This is a genomic window from Mycolicibacterium parafortuitum (genome assembly GCF_010725485.1).
Lineage (GTDB): Bacteria > Actinomycetota > Actinomycetes > Mycobacteriales > Mycobacteriaceae > Mycobacterium.
Map to the genome: position 1 here is coordinate 3646477 of NZ_AP022598.1, position 20959 is coordinate 3667435.

Annotated in this window: 18 protein-coding genes and 1 other RNA gene; 14 read left to right on the forward strand and 5 right to left on the reverse strand. The window is 69.9% G+C overall.

What is annotated here, in order from left to right; translation table 11 throughout:
* Positions 1 to 47: 47 nt before the first annotated feature.
* From NTM_RS17500 to NTM_RS17510, 3 genes are read left to right on the forward strand one after another with little or no spacing between them, the layout of a single operon-like run.
* Positions 48 to 1172, forward strand: coding sequence for a Nif3-like dinuclear metal center hexameric protein (locus tag NTM_RS17500; RefSeq protein WP_163766984.1), 1125 nt, complete (start codon positions 48 to 50; stop codon positions 1170 to 1172).
* A 1-nt stretch (position 1173) separates the two neighbouring features.
* Positions 1174 to 1911 (forward strand): zinc ribbon domain-containing protein, encoded by a 738-nt coding sequence (locus NTM_RS17505; protein ID WP_163766985.1) that lies wholly within the window; start codon positions 1174 to 1176, stop codon positions 1909 to 1911.
* On the forward strand, positions 1908 to 2960 hold the full coding sequence (locus NTM_RS17510) for a bifunctional RNase H/acid phosphatase (protein ID WP_163766986.1): 1053 nt from the start codon (positions 1908 to 1910) through the stop codon (positions 2958 to 2960). The genes NTM_RS17505 and NTM_RS17510 overlap by 4 nt, the downstream gene beginning before the upstream one ends.
* On the opposite strand, the gene NTM_RS17515 is transcribed toward NTM_RS17510, so the two are convergent.
* On the reverse strand, positions 2951 to 3538 hold the full coding sequence (locus tag NTM_RS17515) for a helix-turn-helix domain-containing protein (RefSeq protein ID WP_104865320.1): 588 nt from the start codon (positions 3536 to 3538) through the stop codon (positions 2951 to 2953). The two genes, NTM_RS17510 and NTM_RS17515, sit on opposite strands and share 10 nt — an antisense overlap.
* A gap of 46 nt (positions 3539 to 3584) precedes the next feature.
* Here NTM_RS17515 and NTM_RS17520 point away from each other — a divergent pair, with 46 nt between their 5' ends.
* Genes NTM_RS17520 through NTM_RS17530 form a run of 3 tightly spaced genes read left to right on the forward strand, consistent with a single transcriptional unit; the run spans position 3585 to position 6428 of the window.
* A complete protein-coding gene (locus NTM_RS17520) occupies positions 3585 to 4493 on the forward strand; it encodes an NAD(P)/FAD-dependent oxidoreductase (protein ID WP_163766987.1) in 909 nt (302 codons plus the stop codon).
* The gene (locus NTM_RS17525) at positions 4490 to 5110 is read left to right on the forward strand and encodes a class I SAM-dependent methyltransferase (protein ID WP_163766988.1); all 621 of its coding nucleotides are present in this window, start codon (positions 4490 to 4492) and stop codon (positions 5108 to 5110) included. Before NTM_RS17520 ends, NTM_RS17525 begins: the two co-directional genes overlap by 4 nt.
* 31 nt (positions 5111 to 5141) lie before the next feature.
* Positions 5142 to 6428, forward strand: a complete 1287-nt coding sequence (locus tag NTM_RS17530) for an HNH endonuclease (protein WP_163766989.1) — start codon at positions 5142 to 5144, stop codon at positions 6426 to 6428.
* Here NTM_RS17530 and NTM_RS17535 read toward each other — a convergent pair.
* Together NTM_RS17535 and NTM_RS17540 are read right to left on the reverse strand one after the other, a co-directional pair.
* On the reverse strand, positions 6425 to 6859 hold the full coding sequence (locus tag NTM_RS17535) for a VOC family protein (protein ID WP_083146605.1): 435 nt from the start codon (positions 6857 to 6859) through the stop codon (positions 6425 to 6427). The two genes, NTM_RS17530 and NTM_RS17535, sit on opposite strands and share 4 nt — an antisense overlap.
* A gap of 9 nt (positions 6860 to 6868) precedes the next feature.
* Entirely contained in the window at positions 6869 to 7312 is a 444-nt protein-coding gene (locus tag NTM_RS17540) for a helix-turn-helix transcriptional regulator (RefSeq protein WP_104865315.1), read from the reverse strand.
* Between the two features lie 53 nt (positions 7313 to 7365).
* Between NTM_RS17540 and rnpB the strand changes: the two genes are divergently transcribed.
* An RNA gene (rnpB, locus tag NTM_RS17545) (RNase P RNA component class A) lies at positions 7366 to 7762 on the forward strand.
* Between the two features lie 3 nt (positions 7763 to 7765).
* Here the strand turns inward: rnpB and NTM_RS17550 are convergent.
* Entirely contained in the window at positions 7766 to 9235 is a 1470-nt protein-coding gene (locus NTM_RS17550; RefSeq protein WP_104865314.1) for a CYTH and CHAD domain-containing protein, read from the reverse strand.
* A 131-nt stretch (positions 9236 to 9366) separates the two neighbouring features.
* Between NTM_RS17550 and NTM_RS17555 the strand changes: the two genes are divergently transcribed.
* Both NTM_RS17555 and NTM_RS17560 read left to right on the forward strand, forming a co-directional pair.
* On the forward strand, positions 9367 to 11148 hold the full coding sequence (locus tag NTM_RS17555) for a fatty acyl-AMP ligase (protein WP_163766990.1): 1782 nt from the start codon (positions 9367 to 9369) through the stop codon (positions 11146 to 11148).
* Positions 11149 to 11172: 24 nt separating this feature from the next.
* Entirely contained in the window at positions 11173 to 11952 is a 780-nt protein-coding gene (locus NTM_RS17560) for an enoyl-CoA hydratase/isomerase family protein (protein ID WP_163766991.1), read from the forward strand.
* On the opposite strand, the gene panB is transcribed toward NTM_RS17560, so the two are convergent.
* Complete coding sequence (gene panB, locus NTM_RS17565) at positions 11949 to 12791, reverse strand: 3-methyl-2-oxobutanoate hydroxymethyltransferase (RefSeq protein WP_104865311.1); 843 nt, start codon at positions 12789 to 12791, stop codon at positions 11949 to 11951. The two genes, NTM_RS17560 and panB, sit on opposite strands and share 4 nt — an antisense overlap.
* Before the next feature lie 180 nt (positions 12792 to 12971).
* Between panB and NTM_RS17570 the strand changes: the two genes are divergently transcribed.
* The 5 genes from NTM_RS17570 (at position 12972) to NTM_RS17590 (ending at position 20938) form a co-directional block, all read left to right on the forward strand.
* The gene (locus tag NTM_RS17570) at positions 12972 to 14507 is read left to right on the forward strand and encodes an alpha/beta hydrolase (RefSeq protein ID WP_179963951.1); all 1536 of its coding nucleotides are present in this window, start codon (positions 12972 to 12974) and stop codon (positions 14505 to 14507) included.
* A complete protein-coding gene (locus NTM_RS17575) occupies positions 14501 to 14950 on the forward strand; it encodes a GNAT family N-acetyltransferase (protein WP_232079746.1) in 450 nt (149 codons plus the stop codon). Before NTM_RS17570 ends, NTM_RS17575 begins: the two co-directional genes overlap by 7 nt.
* A gap of 55 nt (positions 14951 to 15005) precedes the next feature.
* Entirely contained in the window at positions 15006 to 16514 is a 1509-nt protein-coding gene (locus NTM_RS17580) for an alpha/beta hydrolase (RefSeq protein ID WP_163766993.1), read from the forward strand.
* Positions 16515 to 16590: 76 nt separating this feature from the next.
* Positions 16591 to 17931, forward strand: coding sequence for a type I glutamate--ammonia ligase (glnA, locus tag NTM_RS17585; RefSeq protein ID WP_104865309.1), 1341 nt, complete (start codon positions 16591 to 16593; stop codon positions 17929 to 17931).
* A gap of 31 nt (positions 17932 to 17962) precedes the next feature.
* Positions 17963 to 20938: a bifunctional [glutamine synthetase] adenylyltransferase/[glutamine synthetase]-adenylyl-L-tyrosine phosphorylase gene (locus NTM_RS17590; protein WP_104865308.1), complete on the forward strand. Its 2976-nt coding sequence runs from the start codon at positions 17963 to 17965 to the stop codon at positions 20936 to 20938.
* Positions 20939 to 20959 lie beyond the last annotated feature (21 nt).

The window sequence follows — 20959 nt, forward strand, 5'->3', positions numbered from 1 at the left end:
CCGGGTGGCTGCCCCGGCCGCAGGCCCGAGCGCACTACTGTCGTGCTGTGGCAAGTGTCCGTCTGGTCGACCTCATCGACGTACTCGAAGCTGCATATCCTCCCGCGCTGGCGCAGAGCTGGGACTCCGTCGGCCTGGTCTGCGGGGATCCGTCCGAACCCGTCGAATCGGTGACCGTGGCGGTGGACGCGACCGCCGAGGTGGTCGCACAGGTTCCCGAGCGCGGCCTGCTGCTCGCGCACCATCCGCTGCTTCTGCGCGGTGTCGACACCGTGTCGGCGGGCACCGCCAAAGGGGCGTTGATCCACTCGCTGATCCGGTCCGGACGGTCGTTGTTCACTGCGCACACCAACGCCGACAGTGCCTCGCCGGGGGTGTCGGACGCGCTGGCCGACGCGCTCGGACTCCAGGTCTGCGAGGTCCTCTCGCCGGTTGCCGCCGGCCCGCCGCTGGACAAGTGGGTGGTGTACGTGCCCGCCGAGGACGCCGAGGCGGTGCGGTCGGCGATGTTCGCCGCGGGCGCCGGAGACATCGGCGACTACTCGCAGTGCAGCTGGAGTGTGCCCGGCACGGGGCAGTTCCTGCCCGGCGAGGGCGCCTCACCGGCGATCGGCGCCGTCGGCACGGTCGAGCACGTCGCCGAGGACCGGGTGGAGATGGTGGCGCCGGTCTCGTGCCGCGCCGCGGTGGCCGCCGGGCTGCGCTCGGCCCATCCGTACGAGGAACCGGCGTTCGATCTGATCGCGCTGCAGTCGCCACCCGGTGACGTCGGGCTCGGTCGCATCGCGACATTGCCGGAACCGGAACCGCTCGCGGCGTTCGTGTCCCGGGTGCGCGCCGCGCTGCCCGCGACGTCCTGGGGGGTCCGCGCGGCCGGTGACCCGGAGATGCCGGTGTCGCGGGTCGCGGTGTGCGGCGGCGCGGGCGATTCGCTGCTCGCCGAGGTCAGCGCGTCCGGCGTGCAGGCCTACGTGACCGCCGACCTGCGCCATCACCCCGCCGACGAGCACCGGCGGGTCTCGGACGTCGCGCTCGTCGACGTCGCGCACTGGGCCAGTGAGTTCCCGTGGTGCAATCAAGCCGCGGCGTTGTTGCGCGAGCACTTCGGGCCGTCGCTGCCGGTCACCGTGTCCGATGTGCGCACCGATCCATGGAATGTCGAGGGATGCTGACGTGAAAGCCGATGTGGCTCAACAGAAACTGCTGCTGGAGCTGGCCGAGGTCGATGCCGAGATCACCCGGGCCGAGCACCGTACGAAGAATCTGCCCGAGCAGAAGGCCGTCGACGAGGCGCAGGCCGCGCATCGCGAGGTCGGCGACCGACTCGCCGCGATCCGGCTGGCGCTCGACGACATCGACGCCCAGGTCGCCAAACTCGAGACCGAGATCGACGGGGTGCGACAGCGCGAGGACCGCGACCGCGCGCTGCTCGAGGGCGGCACCGTCGACGCCAAACAGCTCACCGACCTGCAGCACGAGCTGGAGACGCTGCAGCGCAGGCAGGCCAGCCTGGAGGACTCGCAGCTCGAACTGATGGAGAAGCGCGAGGAGCTCGCCGCACAGGAGGCCGAACAGGTCGCGGCGAGCGAGCAGTCGCAGACCGCGCTGACCGATGCGCAGCGGGCCGCCGACGACGCGAGGGCTGAGCTGTCCCAGACCAAGGAGCGCGCGCAGTCCCGGCGTGCGGAGGTGGTCGCGGCCCTCGACGGCGAGTTGGTGACGCTCTACGAACGGCAGCGGACCCGGTCCGGCGTCGGCGCGGCACCGCTGCAGGGCCGCCGGTGTGGGGCGTGCCGGATCGAGATCGACAGGGGGGAGTCGGCGCGGATCGCGGCGGCCGCCGAGGACGACATCGTGCGCTGCCCCGAATGCTCGGCGATCCTGTTGCGGTTCAAGGGCGCCAACGCGTGAAGGTGATCGTCGAAGCCGACGGCGGGGCGCGCGGTAACCCCGGCCAGGCCGGTTTCGGCGCCGTCGTGTGGAGCGCCGACCACGAATCGGTGCTCGCGGAGGGCAAGGCGGCGATCGGCACCGCGACCAACAACGTCGCCGAGTACCGGGGGCTGATCGCCGGGTTGGAGGCCGCCGCCGAGACGGGCGCCACCGACGTCGAGGTCCGGATGGACTCCAAGCTGGTGGTCGAGCAGATGTCGGGGCGCTGGCGGGTCAAGCATCCCGATCTGGCTGTGCTGCACCGTCAGGCTGGTGAACTGGCAGGCCGCTTCGACCGCGTCGACTACACCTGGATCCCGCGGGACGAGAACAGCTACGCCGACCGGCTCGCCAACGAGGCGATGGACGCCGGAACCGAGGTCGTCACGAACCCGGCCGGCTGGACCGGCGCCACGGGCGCGCCGACCCGGCTGCTGCTGTTGCGGCACGGGCAGACCGCACTGTCGGTGGAACGGCGCTATTCGGGCCGCGGCAACCCCGAACTGACGCCGCTGGGCGTCCAGCAGGCCGATGCGGCCGCCCGGTATCTCGGCGAGCGTGGCGGGATCGGCGCGGTGATCGCGTCGCCGCTGCAGCGGGCCTACGACACTGCGGCCGCCGCGGCGAAGGCGCTGGGTCTCGACGTCACCGTCGACGACGACCTGATCGAGACCGACTTCGGTGGGTGGGAGGGGCTGACGTTCGGGGAGGCCTCCGAACGCGACCCCGAGCTGCACCGCCGCTGGCTGCGGGACACCTCCGTGCCGCCGCCGGGTGGCGAGAGCTTCGACGCGGTCGCGACGCGGGTGCTCCGCGCGCAGCGCCGGATCGTCGACCAGCATGCGGGGCAGACCGTGCTGGTGGTCTCGCACGTGACCCCGATCAAGACCCTGCTGCGGCTGGCGCTGGATGCCGGCCCGGCCATCCTGTACCGCCTGCACCTGGATCTGGCGTCGCTGTCGATCGCGGAGTTCTACCCCGACGGTGCGGCGTCGGTGCGGCTGGTCAACCAGACCGCCTACCTCTGATCGGTGTGCAGGTGCACGCGTTCGCCGTGCAACCCGAACAGCGCGATGGCCTCGACGGGACCGTCGACCGCGCCGAACCAGTGTGGCGTCCACGTCGAGAACTCCACCGCCTCACCGGGTTTGATGGTGAAGTCGCGGTCACCCAGGATCAGCCGCAGCCGCCCGGACAGCACGTACATCCAGTCGTGACCCTCGTGCACCGGTAGCTCCGCCGGTGGGGTGCGCCGGCGCGCGCTGATCCGGATCTTGTGGGCGTGCAACCCGCCGGCCGGGCCGTGTCCGGTCAACGGCCAGAACGTGATCTGGTTGTGGGTGTGGGACCGGTTGCGGATCCGCGGGTCCTCGACCTCCGGGGTGCGCAACAGTTCATCGGTGGTGACCGACAGCGCCGCGGCCAGCCGGGGTAGATGGTCGAGCGCGAGACGGCGCTTGCCGGACTCCAGCCGGCTCAGCGTGGACACGTCGATGTTGGAGCGGGTCGCCACGTCCTCCAATGTCATTCCGCGCTGCAGACGCAGATCCCGCAGCCGTCGGCGCACCCGCGCGTCGACGCTGTCATCGGTGTCGTTTGCCTCCATGGCAAAACAGCTTGGCATTCACAGGAGGCGCGGGCAAGGTGGCGGTATGAGCGAGATCTGGGAGTGCGTGGTCGTCGGCGGTGGGGCGGCAGGACTGAGCGCGGCGCTGGTGCTGGGCCGGGCCCGTCGTCGCACCCTCGTCGTCGATGCGGGGCGGCAGAGCAACTTGGCCGCCCATGGAATCGGCGGTCTGCTCGGGTTCGACACTGTGCCACCCGCCGAGCTGTATGCGCGGGGCCGCCGGGAGCTGGCGCGCTATCCTTCGGTGCGCGTGCACGACGGCGAGGTGACGTTGGCCGCGCCGTCCGAGGACGGCTACACGGTCGAGTTGGCGGGTGGGGAGATGCTACGCACTCGGCGGATACTGCTCGCGATGGGGATGCGCTACGAGTACCCGCAGTTGCCGGGTATGGCTGAGCTGTGGGGGAATTCGGTGTTCCACTGCCCGTTCTGCCACGGCTGGGAAGTGCGGGACAGGCCGTTGGCGGTGCTGGCCGCGGGGGAGCGCGGCGTGCACATGGCCACGCTGCTGCGGCGGTGGAGCGACGATGTCGTGCTGCTGGCCTCCGATCTGACCGAGGATCAGCGGATGCGTCTCGCCGGCGCCGCGGTAGGTATCGACGAGCGCCCGGTGGCCGAATTGCGTTCGACCGAGCGGGAATTGAGCGCCGTGGTGTTCGAGGACGGGACCGACCTCCCGCGTGGTGGCCTGCTGGTCGAGACGACACTTCACCAAAGGTCTTCGCTGGCAACGGAGTTAGGTGCGGAGTTCGCCCCGCCGAACCCGGTGACGGCGGAGCCGATCGCGGTCGACGCGATGTACCGGACCACCGTGCCCGGCGTGTTCGCCGCCGGGGATGTCAGTGCCCAGATGCCACAGGTGGCTGCGGCGATCGCGGCCGGTTCGGGCGCGGCGGCATCGGTGGTGGCAAGTATCTCAGAGGAGGAGAAATGACCGACGTCAAACAACATTGGGAAGAGCGGTACGGCCAGCGTGACCGGATCTGGAGCGGTCACGTCAACCGGTGGCTCGCCGAGATCGTCGCGCCGCTGACGCCGGGCCGGGCGCTCGACCTCGGATGCGGGGAGGGCGGGGACTCGCTGTGGCTGGCCGAGCACGGCTGGGACGTGGTCGGCGTCGACATCTCCGAGACCGCACTGGGCCGCGCCGCCGAGGAGGCGGGCAAGCGCGGTCTCACCGAACGGGTGCGGTTCGTGCAGACGAATCTGTCGGAGTCGTTCCCCGAGGGCGTCTTCGACCTGGTGTCCGCGCAGTTCCTGCAGTCGATGGTGCACCTGGACCGTGAGCGGATCTTCGCCGCGGCGACGCGGGCTCTGGCCGTGGGTGGTGTGCTCATCGTCGTCGACCACGCCGCCGCGCCGCCGTGGGCTCCGCCCGAGGTCCACGAGCATCGGTTCTCGACGCTCGATGAGGTGCTGGAGTCGATCGACGTCGGCGGCGGCGCGTGGGAGCGGTTGCGGGCCGAAGTGGTCCAGCGCGACGCGGTCGGCCCCGACGGGCAGGCCGGGGTGCTGTCGGACAACCTGATCGTGCTGCGCCGAGTGGCGTGAGTTGTCGGTCCGGCGCGGTAGCGTCGGGGGCATGTTCGAAAGTTTGTTCGATATCGACTCGACGGCATCGCAGGCCGAGCTGCGCGCCGTCGTCGAGCACTGTGAGCGGCTGAAGTCGGCCGCTGCGGCGGCGCAGGCACGCGCGACCGCGTTATGGGCGGCCAAGCGCAGGCAGGCCGAGCTCGCCGCGGGTGTGCCGGCGGCGCGGCGGGGCAAGGGGTTGACCTCCGAGGTGGCATTGGCGCGTCGCGACGCCCCGGTGAAAGGCAATCAGCACCTGGGCTTCGCGAACGCGTTGGTGCACGAGATGCCGTACACGCTGGCAGCTTTGGAATGCGGCGCGCTGTCGGAGTGGCGCGCGACGCTGATCGTGCAGGAATCGGCGTGCCTGAGCGTGGCGCATCGGCGGCAACTGGATGAGGAGCTGTGCGCCGACCCGTCCCGGTTCGAGGGTTGGGGCAACAGGCGCGTCAGGGCCGAGGCGAAGAACATCGCCGCCCGGCTGGATGCGGCCGCCGTGGTGGACCGGTCCGAGAAAGCGGCTGCGCGGCCGCGGGTGAGTTGCCGGCCCGCCCCCAACGGGATGGTGTATTTCACCGTGCTGATGCCGCTCGCACAGGGCGTCGGGATGTACGCGGCGCTGAAGCGGCACGCGGACACGACATTCGACGAGAGGTCCCGCGACAGGGTGATGGCCGATACCGCTTTCGAGCGGATCACCGGCCGCGCCGCCGCCGCGCCGCTGCCGATCGAGCTGAACCTGGTGATGGCCGACACCACGCTGGCCGGCGACGACGACTCACCCGGCTGGCTCGACGGCTACGGACCGGTGCCCGCAGGGTTCTGCCGGGGTCTGACCGGTGACGCGGTCGCCGACGCCGAGCCCAAGGCGACGTTGCGTCGGCTGTACCGCCACCCGAGAAGCGGCCAGCTGGTCGCGATGGAATCCCGGGCGCGGATCTTCCCGAAAGGACTGGCGACGCTGCTGAACCGGCGCGACCAGACCTGCCGGACCCCGTACTGCGACGCGCCGATCCGCCATCACGACCACGCCACGCCCGACCGCGCCGGCGGAAAGACGAGTGCGGCCAATGGACTCGGCGCGTGCGAGGCGTGCAACTACGCCAAGGAGGCGCCGGGGTGGCGGGTCACCACCTGCGAACGCGACGGTGCGCACACCGCGCAGTACGTGACCCCGACCGGCGCCACGCACTACTCGATCGCACCTGCGCTGCCCGGCCCGCCGGTCTACCGCCGGCTGAGCCGGATGGAGGGCCGGTTCAGCGTCGACCTGATCACGTTCGACGCGGCCGCCTAACCGATCACCGGAACCTCGGCGAGCTGGGTGAGCCGGACGCTGTTGCCCGACGGGTCGCGGAAGCCGCAGTCGATGCCGTACGGCATGTCATGCGGTTCCTCGGTGAATTCGACCCCGCGCGCCTTGAGCTCGCGATAGCTGGCATGGCAATCCTCGGTGGTCAGGAAGATGGTGCCCGCGAAGCCTTTTGCGGTCAGGTCGAGCACCTGCTTCTTGGTGGGCTCGTCCATCACCGGTTCACCGGGCACCGCCATCAATACGATCGACACGTCGTCCTGGCCGGGCGGGCCGACGGTGAGCCAACGGAAGATGCCGTCCACGTCCGGCAGCGAGACATCCTGGCGCACTTCCATACCGACCTTCTCGGTCCAGAACTTCAGCGCGGTTTCCTGGTCGTGTACCCACAGGTGGGCACTGGCGATTTTGATCATGATCTGAAGCTACGGAGCGGACGGGGCGTCCGTCTTCTCCTGATGTGCTGTCTTGACCGCTTTCGGCCGGGTGTCGCGGCGCAGGATGCAGCTCGGGATGCGCGCGTGGATCGCCGCGGGCGGCATCGACGCCCGGTAGGCGGCGGGCGGCAGTCCGTAGGCCCGCGCGAAGGTGGTGGTGAACGAGCCGACACTCTGCAGGCCGACCATCACACAGATGTCGGCGACCGAACGGTCGGTGTGGCGCAGCAGGGCGGCGGCCCGCTCCAGGCGGCGCGTCTGCAGGTACGCCCGCGGCGACTCCCCGAACGTCCGGGTGAACATCCGGCTGAAGTGGGCCCGGGACAGACCCGCGGCGGCGGCGAGGTCGTCGACGGTGATCGGCTCGGCATAGCGTGCGTCGACCAGATCCTTGGCCCGCATCAGGTAGCGGGCGGGCGGCGCCTGCGTCACAGAGCCCAGTATTACCGGAAACGCCGTGTCAGCGATTACCTTGTTAGGGCGGATGAGCTGGCTGGGCGGCCGCGGCCCCCGATGGGGTCGAGGAAAGTCCGGACTTCACAGAGCAGGGTGATTGCTAACGGCAATCCGAGGTGACTCGCGGGAAAGTGCCACAGAAAACAGACCGCCGTCTCCGGGAGACCGGGGCGGTAAGGGTGAAAAGGTGCGGTAAGAGCGCACCAGCATCCCGGGTGACCGGGGTGGCTCGGTAAACCCCACCCGAAGCAAGGCCAAGAAGGCCGCAACCTGGTTGCGGCCGCGCAGGTGCCCGAGGGTTGCTCGCCCGAGCCTGCGGGTAGGCCGCTCGAGGTACCCGGCGACGGGCTACCCAGATGGATGGTCGCCGCCCCGCAGGCAGATGGCCGCGGGGAACAGAATCCGGCTTACAGGCCGGCTCATCCGCCCCTACCGGGACTTGGCGACCGCCTTGTGCAGCTTCTTCAGCGCGTCGTCGAGGCCGTCCTCGCACCGGCGGCCCAGCTCGTCCTCCCGCTGGTACAGCAGCCCGTAGGTGAACGTGTCCTCGCCCGCGGCATGCGCTGCCTCGGCCTGACGGCTCAGGTGCGCGCGGCTGACCACGCTGTCCTGGTGATCGCCGAGCAGCGTCTGCACGACTTTCGCGCGTTCGGCCACCCGGTTGTCGCCCGTCGCGGCGGCCGTGTATCGAAGAGCCTTGGCGCGCTTACGGATCCGGTGCAGCGACTCGTCATCCTCCACGCGGGCGGCCTTTTTGGCGGCCTTGCGCAGCCGCTTGTAGGCGGCCTCGATGCTCAGCTCGGCCGGCTTGCCGCCCTTTGCCGCCGCGGGCGGCTCGGACGCGACAAGTGATTCCAGCGCGTCGAGCAGACGGAAGTAGCGCGGCGAGCGCATCGCCGCGAGCGCACGCCGCCATCCGGTCTGATAGCGCTTCTTGGCCCCGTCGACAAGCCGTTCGCGCACCGGACCGCGCACGTTCGCCTCGGGCAGCTCGGCCAGTGCCGTGTCGTACCGCTGGGCCAGCACCTCGGCGTCACGGGCGACGCCGAGCACGGCCGCCAACTCCCGAAGCTCGTCGAGGATCCACTGGTTCCCGGCGGTGTCGAACGACTCCTCGCCCGACTGCAACAGGCTGCGGATCTTGCGAGTCGTCACCCGCATCTGGTGCACCGAATCCCACGCGTCGGCCCGCACCGCGCGGTCCCACTCGAGGAGTTCGGCGATATGCACCGCGACGGCACGCCGCAGCGGATCGCCGGTCGCCACGACCGTCTCCGGTGTGGTGCCGAGCACGCGGGCCAACTTCGACCCGTGGCCGGCCGGAACCGCCCCGGCGTCGAGCAGCCGGTTGGTCAGCCGGTCGAACACGCCGGGGTCGCCGCCGGGACCGAGCTCGAGCTCCCACTCCCGCCACGACTGCTCGTCCCCGCCGACGGCGCTCGCCGTGACCTGGTCGTCGCAGAACTCCGCCACCACCGCGCCGTCGGACCCGTGAAGCAACTCGACGACCCTGGTGGTGTCGATCCGCGCGACCGGCGCCAGCGGGCGATCCCGCACGATCGCCGCCACCACGTCGCGCAGGCTTTCGGGCACCGACGGTTCGGCGGTGTCGTCGTCGAGCGGGGCATGGATCTCGGTGCGGGAATCCGCGCCGGCCGGCAGCTTCAGGTGCCAGGCGGCGTCCGTCCCGCCGGTGCGCCGGCGCAGCGTGATCCTGTGACGCGCGAGATCACGATTCGGTGTGTCGAAGTACACAGCGGCCAGGGTCTGTGACGGGGGGCGTTCGACGCGCGCCACCGCCGACAGGCCCTCGAACGACGGCGCGACGGTGGCCTCGACCACGTCGAACTTGCGCTCTGTCTCCGTGTACCTGGAGGTTTTCGACGATTTGGCGGCCATGGTCACCCTTGTTTCAGACGTGCTCTCCGGAGCGGGACCAGAGGGCAACAGCGTCCCATACCCAATATTGGCATCCGGCGCGCCAACGCCGGATTACGCGTTTTCGGGGGTCGTCCTCTTAGGATGCTCTTATGAGTCCAGAGTTGCGGCTCGACGATTACCTCGACCGCGAAGGCAACATCGCCATACCGGCGGGTACGACGCTGACCTCATTCCTCGGCCGCAATGCTGTGGAATTCGGCGACACACCCGCTTACCGGTACCTGGATTTCGACCATGACCGCGTTGTAGAGCTGACATGGTCGCAGCTCAGGGCCCGGTTGGATGCCGTGGGCAACCGCCTGCGTCAGGTCACCCAACCCGGTGACCGGGTGGCGATCCTGACCCCGCAGGGTGTCGAGTACGTCGTCGGCTTTTTCGCTGCCATCGAGGCCGGCACCATCGCCGTCCCGCTGTTCGCCCCCGAGCTGCCAGGCCACGCAGAGCGCCTGCACGCCGTGCTCGCCGACGCCCAGCCGTCCGTCGTGCTGACCACGTCGTCGGCCGCCGAGGCGGTCCGGAGCTTCCTTCGCGTCCTGCCGCGCGACCGTCGTCCCCGGATGATCGCCGTCGACGCGGTGCCGGATGCCGTCGGCATCGGTTTCGAGCGTGCGCCGTTGCAGACCGACGACATCGCCTACCTGCAGTACACCTCGGGGTCCACCCGGACCCCGGCCGGTGTGGAGATCACGCACCGCTCGGCCTGCACCAACGTCGTGCAGATGGTGCTGTCGGTGGGTCTCGACCGTGACATCAACAGCGTCAGCTGGCTGCCGCTGTTCCACGACATGGGTCTGCTGATGATCATGTTCCCGGCCCTGGCGGGGGGTTACCTGACGCTGATGTCCCCGGTGGCGTTCGTCCGCCGGCCGTACCGGTGGATCAAGGAACTCGGCGCCTCGGATCGGCCGATGTTCGCCGCGGCGCCGAACTTCGCGTTCGCGTTGGCCGCCCAGCGCGGGCTGCCGCCTGCCGGTGAGTCGCTCGACCTGAGCAATGTGGCCGGCCTGATCAACGGGTCCGAACCGGTAAGCGTCGCCGCGGTGGAGGCGTTCAACGCGGCCTTCGCCCCCTACGGTCTCCAGCCGACGGTCATCAAGCCGTCCTACGGTATGGCCGAGGCCACGCTGTTCGTGTCGACCACCCCGCCGGAGGCACAGCTCAAGGCGGTCCATGTGGACCGCAAGCAGCTCACCGCCGGGCGTGCGGTCACCGTGGACGCCGATCACCCCGATGCCACGGTGCAGGTGTCCTGCGGCGTCGTGGCCCGTAGCCAGTGGGCGGTGGTCGTCGACCCGGCCACCGAGTCGGAGCTACCCGACGGATGTGTCGGTGAGATCTGGCTGCACGGCGACAACATCGGCCGCGGTTACTGGCAGCGCCCGGAGGAGACGGAGCTGACGTTCCATAACAAGCTGCAGTCGCGTCTCGCGCGTGGCAGCCACGCGGAGCGCTCCGCCGATTCCGCGCAGTGGCTGCGCACCGGCGACATGGGCGTCTACATCGACGGCGAGCTGTACATCACCGGGCGGATCAAAGACCTGATCATCGTCGACGGCCGCAACCACTACCCGCAGGACATCGAGACGACGGCTGCCGATGCGTCGCCGTCGGTGCGTACCGGGTTCGTGGCCGCGTTCTCCGTTCCCGGCGAGGAGCGCGAAGAGGTCGTGATCGTCGCCGAGCGCGCGCCGGGAGCCGGCCGCGCCGAGGCGGCCCCGATCCAGGAAGCTATCCGCGCGGCGGTGTCCCGTAAGCACGCCGTCCCGGTCCGCGAGGTGAAACTCGTTGCCGCGGGCGTGATTCCGCGCACCACCAGCGGCAAGCTCGCGCGCCGGGCGTGCCGTGCGGAGTATCTCGACGGCACGCTGTAGAAGCGGGGCGTTACAGTCCCGGGTGTGACTGACTACCAGACCATCACGCTCGAACAGACCGGCGCCGTCGCCCGGCTCACGCTGAACCGGCCCGATGCCGCAAACGGCATGAACGGCACCATGACTCGTGAGCTCGCCGACGCCTCGGCACGCCTCGACGCCCCGGGAACCAAAGTCGTCGTGATCACCGGCTCCGGCCGGTTCTTCTGCGCCGGCGGAGACCTGAAGGACTTCGCGTCGGCGCCAAGCAGGGGACAGCACGTCAAGGGCGTCGCCGACGACCTGCACCGCGCCATCTCGACGTTCGCGCGGATGGATGCCGTCGTCATCACCGCGGTCAACGGCACCGCCGCGGGCGCGGGCTTCTCGCTGGCCGTCTCGGGCGATCTGGTGCTGGCCGCGCAGTCGGCGTCGTTCACGATGGCCTACACGCGGGTCGGGCTCAGCCCCGACGGCAGCGCGTCGTACTTCCTGCCGCGCCTCATCGGCGTCACCAAGACCAAGGAACTGATGCTGACCAACCGGACGCTGTCCGCCGACGAGGCGTCCCGCTGGGGTCTGGTGACCGAGGTCGTCGCCGACGACGAACTCGCCACCCGCGCCGATGAACTCGCCGCGCAGATGGCCGCGACCGCGGCCGGGTCCAACGGGGGAGTCAAGGCGCTGCTACTGGACACCTTCTCCAACGGCCTCGAACAACAGATGGAGCTCGAAGGACGGCTCATCGCGCGGCGCGCCGAGTCCGCCGACGGCCGCGAAGGTGTCGACGCGTTCCTGGCGAAGCGCAAGCCCGCCTTCGGCTAGTAGGAGTGCTCCTCGGCGGGAAAGACGCCGGTGGCCACTTCGCGGGCGTATTCGGTGGCGGCGCGGCGCAATTCGTCGCCGACCGTACCGAAGCGCTTGACGAACTTCGCGGTCTTGCCGTTGGTCATGCCCGCCATGTCCTGCCACACCAGGACCTGCCCGTCGCAGTTGGGCCCGGCACCGATACCGACGGTGGGGATGGTCAGCTTGCCGGTGATCTGGGTGGCCAGCTCGGCGGGCACCATCTCCATCACCACCGCGAACGCACCGGCCTCCTGGACCGCGATCGCGTCGTGGATGGTCTGCTCGGCGGCGTCGCCGCGGCCCTGGACACGGAAACCGCCGAGGCCGTTGACGCTCTGCGGAGTGAAGCCGATGTGGGCCATCACCGGGATGCCCGCGGCGGTGACCGCCGCGATCTGCTCGGCGACACGTTCGCCGCCTTCGAGCTTGACCGCATGCGCGCCGGTCTCCTTGAGCATGCGGGTCGCGGTGGCCAGCGCCTGCTGCGGGCCGGCCTCGTAGCTGCCGAACGGCAGGTCGGCCACCACCAGGGCGTGCGGCGCGCCGCGGACGACGCCACGCACCAGCGGGATCAGTTCGTCGAGGGTGACCGGGACGGTGGTGTCGTAGCCGTACACCACATTGGCCGCGGAGTCCCCGACCAGCAGAACGGGGATCTCGGCCTGGTCGAACACGGCGGCCGTGGAGTAGTCGTACGCGGTCAGCATGGCCCACTTGTGGCCTTCGGACTTCCACTTGTGCAGGTGATGGGTGCGCACTTTCACGCGCGGCTTGGAGGTCTCGGCGACAGCACCGTACACGGACTGTTCAGACATCGTTGTCCCCTCATCGGGTTAGTCGTTTCGAAGCCTCGAGGCCACTGCAGGGTCCCCGGGATCGCTGACCCGTTCAGTGTGCCACCACGTCACGGTGAGTTGAACAACGCGTTAAGTGGATTTCCTCACACGCCCGTGGCCTGCCAGCACTGATTCCGACTCATGGCAGCATGTGGTCCCATGAAGCTCAAGACCGGGATCGTTCGATCCGGCCTGATCCTGACGATGCCGGCGCTGCTGGTCGCCGGCTGCAGTCAGGTGGTGGACGGGGCCGCGACGATCTCGGTGCCGCGGCCGGGGTCGCCCATCGAATGGGGGCCGTGCGAGGCCGGACCGTCGGATCAGACCGGAATACCGCCCGGTGCCGAGTGCGGCATGCTGTCGGTGCCGGTCGACTGGGACAAGGCCGACGATCCCGACGGTGACGTCGCGCAGCTCGCCCTGCTGCGGGTCAAGGCCACCGGGGACGACCCCATCGGGTCGCTTCTCGTCAATCCCGGCGGGCCCGGTAAGTCGGGCCGCGAATCCGCGGCGATGATGGCCTCGAAGCTGCCCGACGAGGTGCGCGAGAAGTTCGACATCGTCGGGTTCGACCCGCGCGGCGTCGCCGGCTCCAATCCGGCGGTGTGGTGCAACAGCGACGCCGACAACGACCGGCTGCGCGCCGACAACGTCGTCGAGTACACCGCCGAAGGCGTGGCGCACATCGAGAAGCTCACCAAGGAATTCGTCCAGCGCTGCTCCGACAAGATGGGCACCGACTTCCTCGCCAGCGTCGGAACCGCAAGCGTGGTGAAGGATCTCGACGCGCTGCGCCAGGCTCTCGGCGACGAGAAGCTGACCTACGTGGGCTACTCGTACGGCACCCGGATCGGCGCGGCCTACGCCGAGGAGTTCCCGCAGAACGTGCGGGCGATGGTGCTCGACGGTGCGATCGACCCGAATGCCGACCCGGTGGAAGCCGACGTGCGGCAGGCCGCGGCGTTCCAGCAGGCGTTCGACGACTACGCCACCGACTGCGCGATCGACGAGAACTGCCCGCTGGGCACCGATCCCGCCAAAGCCGTCGAGGTGTACCACTCGCTGGTCTGGCCTCTGGTCGACGAACCGGCCGAGACCCGCGATCCCCGCGGCCTCAGCTACAACGACGCGGTGGTCGGCACCATCCTGCCGCTGTACTCGCCGGCGTTGTGGCGGCACCTGACCCAGGGGCTCACCGAGATCCAGGAAGGCCGCGGCGACACCATGCTGGCGCTGGCCGACCTGTACATGGAGCGCAACGCCCAGGGGCAGTACACGAACAGCACCGATGTGCGCATCGCGGTGAACTGCATGGACAAGCCCGCGATCACCGACCGCGCGACGCTCGTCGAACAGGACCGCCGGGTGCGTGAGGCGGCCCCGTTCATGGCCTACGGCGAATTCACCGGGCTGGCGCCGTTGCCGACGTGCGCGTTCTGGCCGGTGCCGCCGACCAGCGAGCCCCACGAGATCAGTGTGACCGGCCTCCCGCCGATCCTGGTGATATCCACCACCAACGATCCGGCCACCCCGTACCAGGCCGGCGTCGACCTCGCCCGCCAGCTCGGCGGCACCCTGGTCACCTTCGAGGGCACCCAGCACACCGTTGCGCTGCAAGGGGATTCCTGCGTCGACGACATCGTGACCCGTTACCTGGTGGACGTGACGGTCCCGCCGCCGGACACCAGGTGCTGACGATCTCGGTGGTCGGCGAGGCCGACCTGGGTGAGCTCGCGCCGATGATGCGTTCGTACTGCGAGTTCTACGAGGTCGACCCACCCGATGAGGACCTCGCCGCGATGGCGCGCGCGCTGATCGCCGAACCCGCCGAGGGACTGCAACTGATCGCGCGCGCAGCCGATGCGACGCCGCTGGGGTTCGCGACGATCTTCTGGACGTGGCAGACCCTGTACGCCGCGCGGGTCGGCGTCCTCAACGATCTGTACGTGGTGCCCGCGTCGCGCGGCGCCGGTACCGGCCGCGCGCTGATCGAGCACGGCCTGCGAGTGTGCCGCGAGCGCGGCGCAGCGCGGCTGGTGTGGGAGACCGCGCCCGACAACACGACGGCGCAACGGCTTTACGACGGGATCGGCGCCGAGAAGTCGACCTGGATCAGCTACGAACTGGCCGTCCGATAACAGCCCGGTCACCGTTGGGCTCCAGGGGGAGACGGTGCCGCGCAGCCGTGCGACGATGACAGCCATGCTGCGCGCCGTACGGATGATTGCGGCGCTCGCGCTGATCGCGGCGGTGCTGTGCCCGTCGGCCTCAGCGGCGCCTGATACGTATACCGCTGCGCCCGTGTGGGGTTCGTGCAGCCAGTTCTTCCCCGTCGGCCCGGTCCGCGTCCCGACCGCACAGTGCGGGACGGTGGCCGTGCCGATCGACTACGCCGACCCCGACGGCGCGAAGGTCCAGTTGGCCGTGATCCGGATCCCGGCCAGCGGGCAGCGCATCGGCACGCTCGTGGTCAACCCCGGCGGGCCGGGCGCGTCGGCGGTCGACACCGTCGCGTCGATGGGTCTGGCGGTCGGCGGCAGTGAGATCGGCCGCGCCTTCGACCTCGTCGGGATCGACCCGCGCGGCGTCGGACATTCCACCCCGCAACTGCGCTGCCGCACCGACGCCGAGTTCGACGCGTTCCGGACCGAGCCGATGGTCGACTACAGCCCCGGCGGCGTCGCGCACATCGAAGGCGTCCTGCAGCGGTTCGCCGACGGGTGCCTGAACCGGATGGGTCCCGAGTTCCTCGCCGGGGTCGGCACCGCCACCGCGGTGCGCGACATGGACGTCGTCCGGGAGGCGCTGGGGGAGAGCCAGATCAACTATCTCGGGTTCTCCTACGGCACCCAGCTCGGCGCCGTGTACGCCGCGCGCTATCCCGACCGGGTGCGGACCATGGTCCTCGACGGCGCCGTCGACCCCGGTCTGGCGCCGATCGACGAGAGCCTGACCCAGAGCGCAGGCTTCCAGCGCGCGTTCGACAGGTACGCCGCCGACTGCGCGAAATCGGCCGGGTGCCCGCTGGGTACCGATCCGGGGCAGTTCGTCGCTCGCTTCCATCAGCTCGTCGACCCGTTGGTGGCCGGCCCCGCCGCGACCACCGATCCGCGCGGGCTGAGCTATCAGGATGCGATCACCGGCACCGTCAGCGCGCTGTACTCGCCCCGGTTCTGGCCGTATCTGACCAGTGGCCTGCTCGGGTTGCAGCGCGGCACCGACCCCGGTGATCTCCTGCTGCTCGCCGATGACTATCAGCGTCGCGACCGCGACGGGCACTACAGCAACCAGCAGGACGCGTTCACCGCGATCCGTTGTGTGGACGCCGATTTCCCGACCGACCCGCACGCGTGGGCCGAGGCCGACCGGCGCTCCCGCGAGGCCGCGCCGTTCCTGTCCTACGGGCAGTTCACCGGTTTCGCACCGCGCGATGTCTGCGCGCTGTGGCCCGTGCCCGCGACCTCGGTGGTCGGGGACGTGACCTCCCCGGGGCCGGGCAAGGTCGTCGTCGTGTCCACCACCGGTGACCCGGCGACACCGTACGAGGAGGGCGTCGAGCTGGCGCGGCAGATGGACGCGCGGCTGATCACCTTCACCGGCTCCCAGCACACCGTGGTGTTCAACGGCGACGCCTGCGTCGACACCGCCGTCGTCGAATTCCTGCTCAACGCGACCCCGCCGGCGCCCGGGCTGCGCTGCTAGCGATGGCCGGCGCACGATCATGGCAACGCCTTCGCCGTGTAACACGGATTTAACAGCTCCGACCTAGGCTGCGGACATGGATCGGCAGAAGGAATTCGTGCTGCGCACGCTGGAGGAACGCGATATCCGCTTCGTCCGGCTGTGGTTCACCGACGTCCTCGGATACCTGAAGTCGGTCGCCATCGCGCCCGCCGAACTCGAGGGCGCCTTCGAAGAGGGCATCGGCTTCGACGGCTCGTCGATCGAGGGTTTCGCGCGCGTCTCCGAGGCCGACATGGTCGCCCGCCCGGATCCGTCCACCTTCCAGGTGCTGCCGTGGGCCGACAGCTCCGGCAAGCACCACTCGGCGCGCATGTTCTGCGACATCACCATGCCCGACGGCTCGCCGTCCTGGGCGGACTCGCGCCACGTCCTGCGCCGCCAGCTGGCGAAGGCCTCCGATCTCGGGTTCTCCTGCTACGTGCACCCCGAAATCGAGTTCTTCCTCCTCAAGCCCGGAGCCGACGACGGCACGCCGCCGATCCCGGCCGACAACGGCGGCTACTTCGACCAGGCCGTGCACGATTCGGCGCCGAACTTCCGCAGGCACGCCATCGACGCCCTCGAGCAGATGGGCATCTCGGTGGAGTTCAGCCACCACGAGGGCGCGCCGGGCCAGCAGGAGATCGATCTGCGCTACGCCGACGCGCTGTCGATGGCCGACAACGTGATGACGTTCCGGTACCTCGTCAAGGAGGTCGCCCTCGGTGACGGCGTGCGGGCGTCGTTCATGCCCAAGCCGTTCGCCGAGCACCCGGGGTCGGCGATGCACACGCACATGAGCCTGTTCGAGGGCGATACGAATGCCTTCCACAGCCCCGACGACCCGCTGCAGCTCTCCGATGTCGGAAAGTCGTTCATCGCGGGCATTCTCGAGCACGCCAACGAGATCAGCGCCGTCACCAACCAGTGGGTGAACTCCTACAAGCGGCTGGTGCACGGCGGCGAGGCCCCGACTGCCGCGTCGTGGGGGGCCGCCAACCGGTCGGCCCTGGTGCGCGTCCCGATGTACACGCCGCACAAGGTGTCGTCGCGGCGGGTGGAGGTGCGCAGCCCGGACTCGGCCTGCAACCCGTACCTGACCTTCGCGGTGCTGCTGGCCGCCGGTCTGCGCGGTATCGAGAAGAACTACGTGCTCGGCCCCGAGGCCGAGGACAACGTCTGGAGCCTGACTCCCGAGGAGCGGCGCGCGATGGGCTACAAGGAACTGCCCGGTTCGCTCGGCGTCGCGCTGACGGAGATGGAGAACTCCGAGCTGGTCGCCGAGGCGCTCGGCGAGCACGTGTTCGACTTCTTCCTGCGCAACAAGCGCCGCGAGTGGGAGAACTACCGCAGCCACGTGACGCCGTTCGAGCTGAAGAACTACCTGTCGCTGTAGATCCCGATCGGGTCCGCGCTACCTTGTTGGCGTGGCCAAACCCGCGACGCAGCGACCCAAGCTGCCCGGAGTCGGTCGGCTCGGGCTCGTAGAACCCAAGGCGCAGGCCGATCTCGACGGACTCGGATGGAACACCGACGTCCACGTCGAACTGTTGTGGTCGCTCTCGCGCGCCCCGGACGCCGACACCGCTCTCAAGGCGATCGTGCGGCTGTCCGAGGCGCTCGGCCCCGACTGGGCCGACCTGGACGCCGCGCTGCTCAAGGACCGCTCGCTGCGCGGCCGACTGTTCGGTGTGCTGGGGTCCTCGCTCGCGCTGGGCGACCACCTGGTCGCCAACCCGCAATCCTGGCGGCTGCTGGCCGGTGCCGTATCGCTACCGGTGCCACACGAACTGCGCGAGATGTTCGCCGAGGAAGCCGCGAAGACGGACAACCCCACCACGGCGGTGCCTCCGCTGCGCACGCTCTACCGCGACCGGCTGCTCGTGCTGGCCGCCCTCGACGTCGCGTCGGTGGTGGAGAACGAGCCGGTGCTGCCGTTCACCGTCGTCGGCGAGCACCTCTCCGACCTCGCCGACGCGGCGCTGGCCGCCGCGTTGCAGGTGGCCACCGCGTCGGTCTGCGGCGACAAACCGGTGCCCGCGCTGACCGTGGTCGCGATGGGCAAGTGCGGTGCGCGGGAACTGAATTACGTCAGCGACGTCGACGTCATCTTCGTCGCCGACGACGACTCGCACAGCAGCCTGACCACCGCGACCCGCATCGCGGGAGAGATGATGCGGCTGGCGTCCGAGGCGTTCTTCGAAGTGGACGCCGCGCTGCGCCCGGAGGGTAAGCGGGGTCAGCTGGTCCGCACCCTGGACTCGCACGTCGCCTACTACGAGCGCTGGGCCAAGACGTGGGAGTTCCAGGCGCTGCTGAAGGCGCGTCCGGCCGCCGGCGACATGGAGCTCGGCAAGCGCTATATCGACGCGCTGATGCCGATGGTGTGGACCGCATCCCAGCGCGAGGACTTCGTGCCCGAAGTGCAGGCGATGCGCAGGCGGGTGGAGGAACTCGTGCCCGCCGGGGTGCGTGACCGCGAGATCAAGCTCGGCACAGGCGGTCTGCGCGACGTCGAGTTCGCGGTGCAGCTGCTGCAGCTGGTACACGGCCGCAACGACGACTCGCTGCACGTCGCGTCGACCGTCGCCGCGCTGGCCGCGCTGGGAGAGGCCGGCTACATCGGGCGCGACGACGCCGCCAACATGACCGCGTCCTACGAATTCCTGCGGCTGCTCGAACACCGCCTGCAGCTGCAGCGCCTCAAGCGCACCCACATGCTGCCCGAGGCCGACGACGAAGAGGCGATGCGCTGGCTGGCGCGCGCCGCGCACATGCGTCCCGACGGACGCCACGACGCGCTCGGGGTGCTGCGCGAGGAGCTCAAACGCCAGAGCCACCGGGTGTCTCGGCTGCACGCGAAGCTGTTCTATCAGCCGCTGCTCGAATCGGTCACCCAGACGCCCCTTGGCATTTCGGACGTGATGAGCACCGAGGCCGCCGAACGCCAGCTGGCGGCACTGGGTTACGAGGGTCCGCAGAGCGCGCTGACCCACCTCGCGGCGTTGACCGGCGGGTCCGGCCGCCGTGGCCGGGTGCAGCAGGTGCTGCTGCCGACACTGCTGGACTGGCTGTCGGACACCCCCGACCCGGATGCGGGGCTGCTGGCCTACCGCAGGTTGTCCGACGAACTCGCCGAGGCGCGGTGGTACCTGGGCACCCTGCGCGACGAGGGCGCGGTCGCCAAGCGGCTGATGCACGTGCTCGGCACGTCGGCGTATGTGCCCGAGCTTCTGATGCGCGCCCCCGAGGTGATCCAGCTCTACGCCGACGGACCCAACGGTCCCAAGTTGTGCGACGTCGACACCGAAAGCATCACAAAGTCGTTGGTGGCCTCGGCGGCCCGGCACACCGACCCGAGCCGGGCGATCGCGGCGGCGCGGTCGCTGCGGCGCCGCGAACTGGCGCGTATCGCGTCGGCCGATCTGCTCGGCATGCTGGACGTGACCGACGTCTGCAAGCAGCTCACCCTGGTGTGGGTCGCGGTGCTGCAGGCGGCACTGGACGCGGTGACACGCGCGAACACCCCGGAAAGCGGTGTGCCGGCACGGATCGCCGTGATCGGGATGGGCCGGCTCGGCGGCGGCGAACTGGGTTACGGCTCCGATGCCGACGTGCTGTTCGTCTGCGAACCCCACGCGGGTGTCGAGGAGTCCGTCGCGGTGAAATGGGCGGTGTCGGTGGCCGAACAGGTCCGTGCGCGGCTCGGCACACCGAGCGCGGACCCGCCGCTGGAAGTCGACGCGAATCTGCGCCCCGAGGGACGCAGCGGGCCGCTGGTGCGCACCCTGGCGTCCTACGAGGCGTACTACGCACAGTGGGCGCAGCCGTGGGAGACCCAGGCGCTGCTGCGGGCGCACCGGGTGGCCGGCGATCTGGAGCTCGGTGAGCGGTTCCTGCTGATGATCGACAAGACCCGGTACCCGGCCGGTGGCGTGTCGCCGGAGACCGTGCAGGAGATCCGGCGCATCAAGGCGCGGGTGGACGCCGAACGGCTGCCCCGCGGCGCGGACCCGAACACCCACACCAAGCTGGGGCGCGGCGGTCTCGCCGACATCGAGTGGACCGTGCAGCTGCTGCAGATGCGTTTCGCGCACAAGATCCCGGCGCTGCACACCACCTCGACGCTGGACACACTGAACGCGATCGGCGCCGCCGAGCTGATCGCCGAGGGCGACATCGAATTGCTGCGGGAGGCGTGGCTGACCGCGACGCGCGCCCGCAACGCGCTGGTACTGGTGCGCGGTAAGCCCACCGACCAGCTGCCGGGGCCGGGCAAGCTGCTCAACGCGGTCGCGGTCGCCGCGGGCTGGCCCGACGGCGACGGCGGCGAGTTCCTGGACAACTATCTACGGGTGACGCGCCGGGCAAAAGCCGTGGTGCGGAAGGTTTTCGGCGGCTGAGCCGCCCGATTGGCCGGGGAG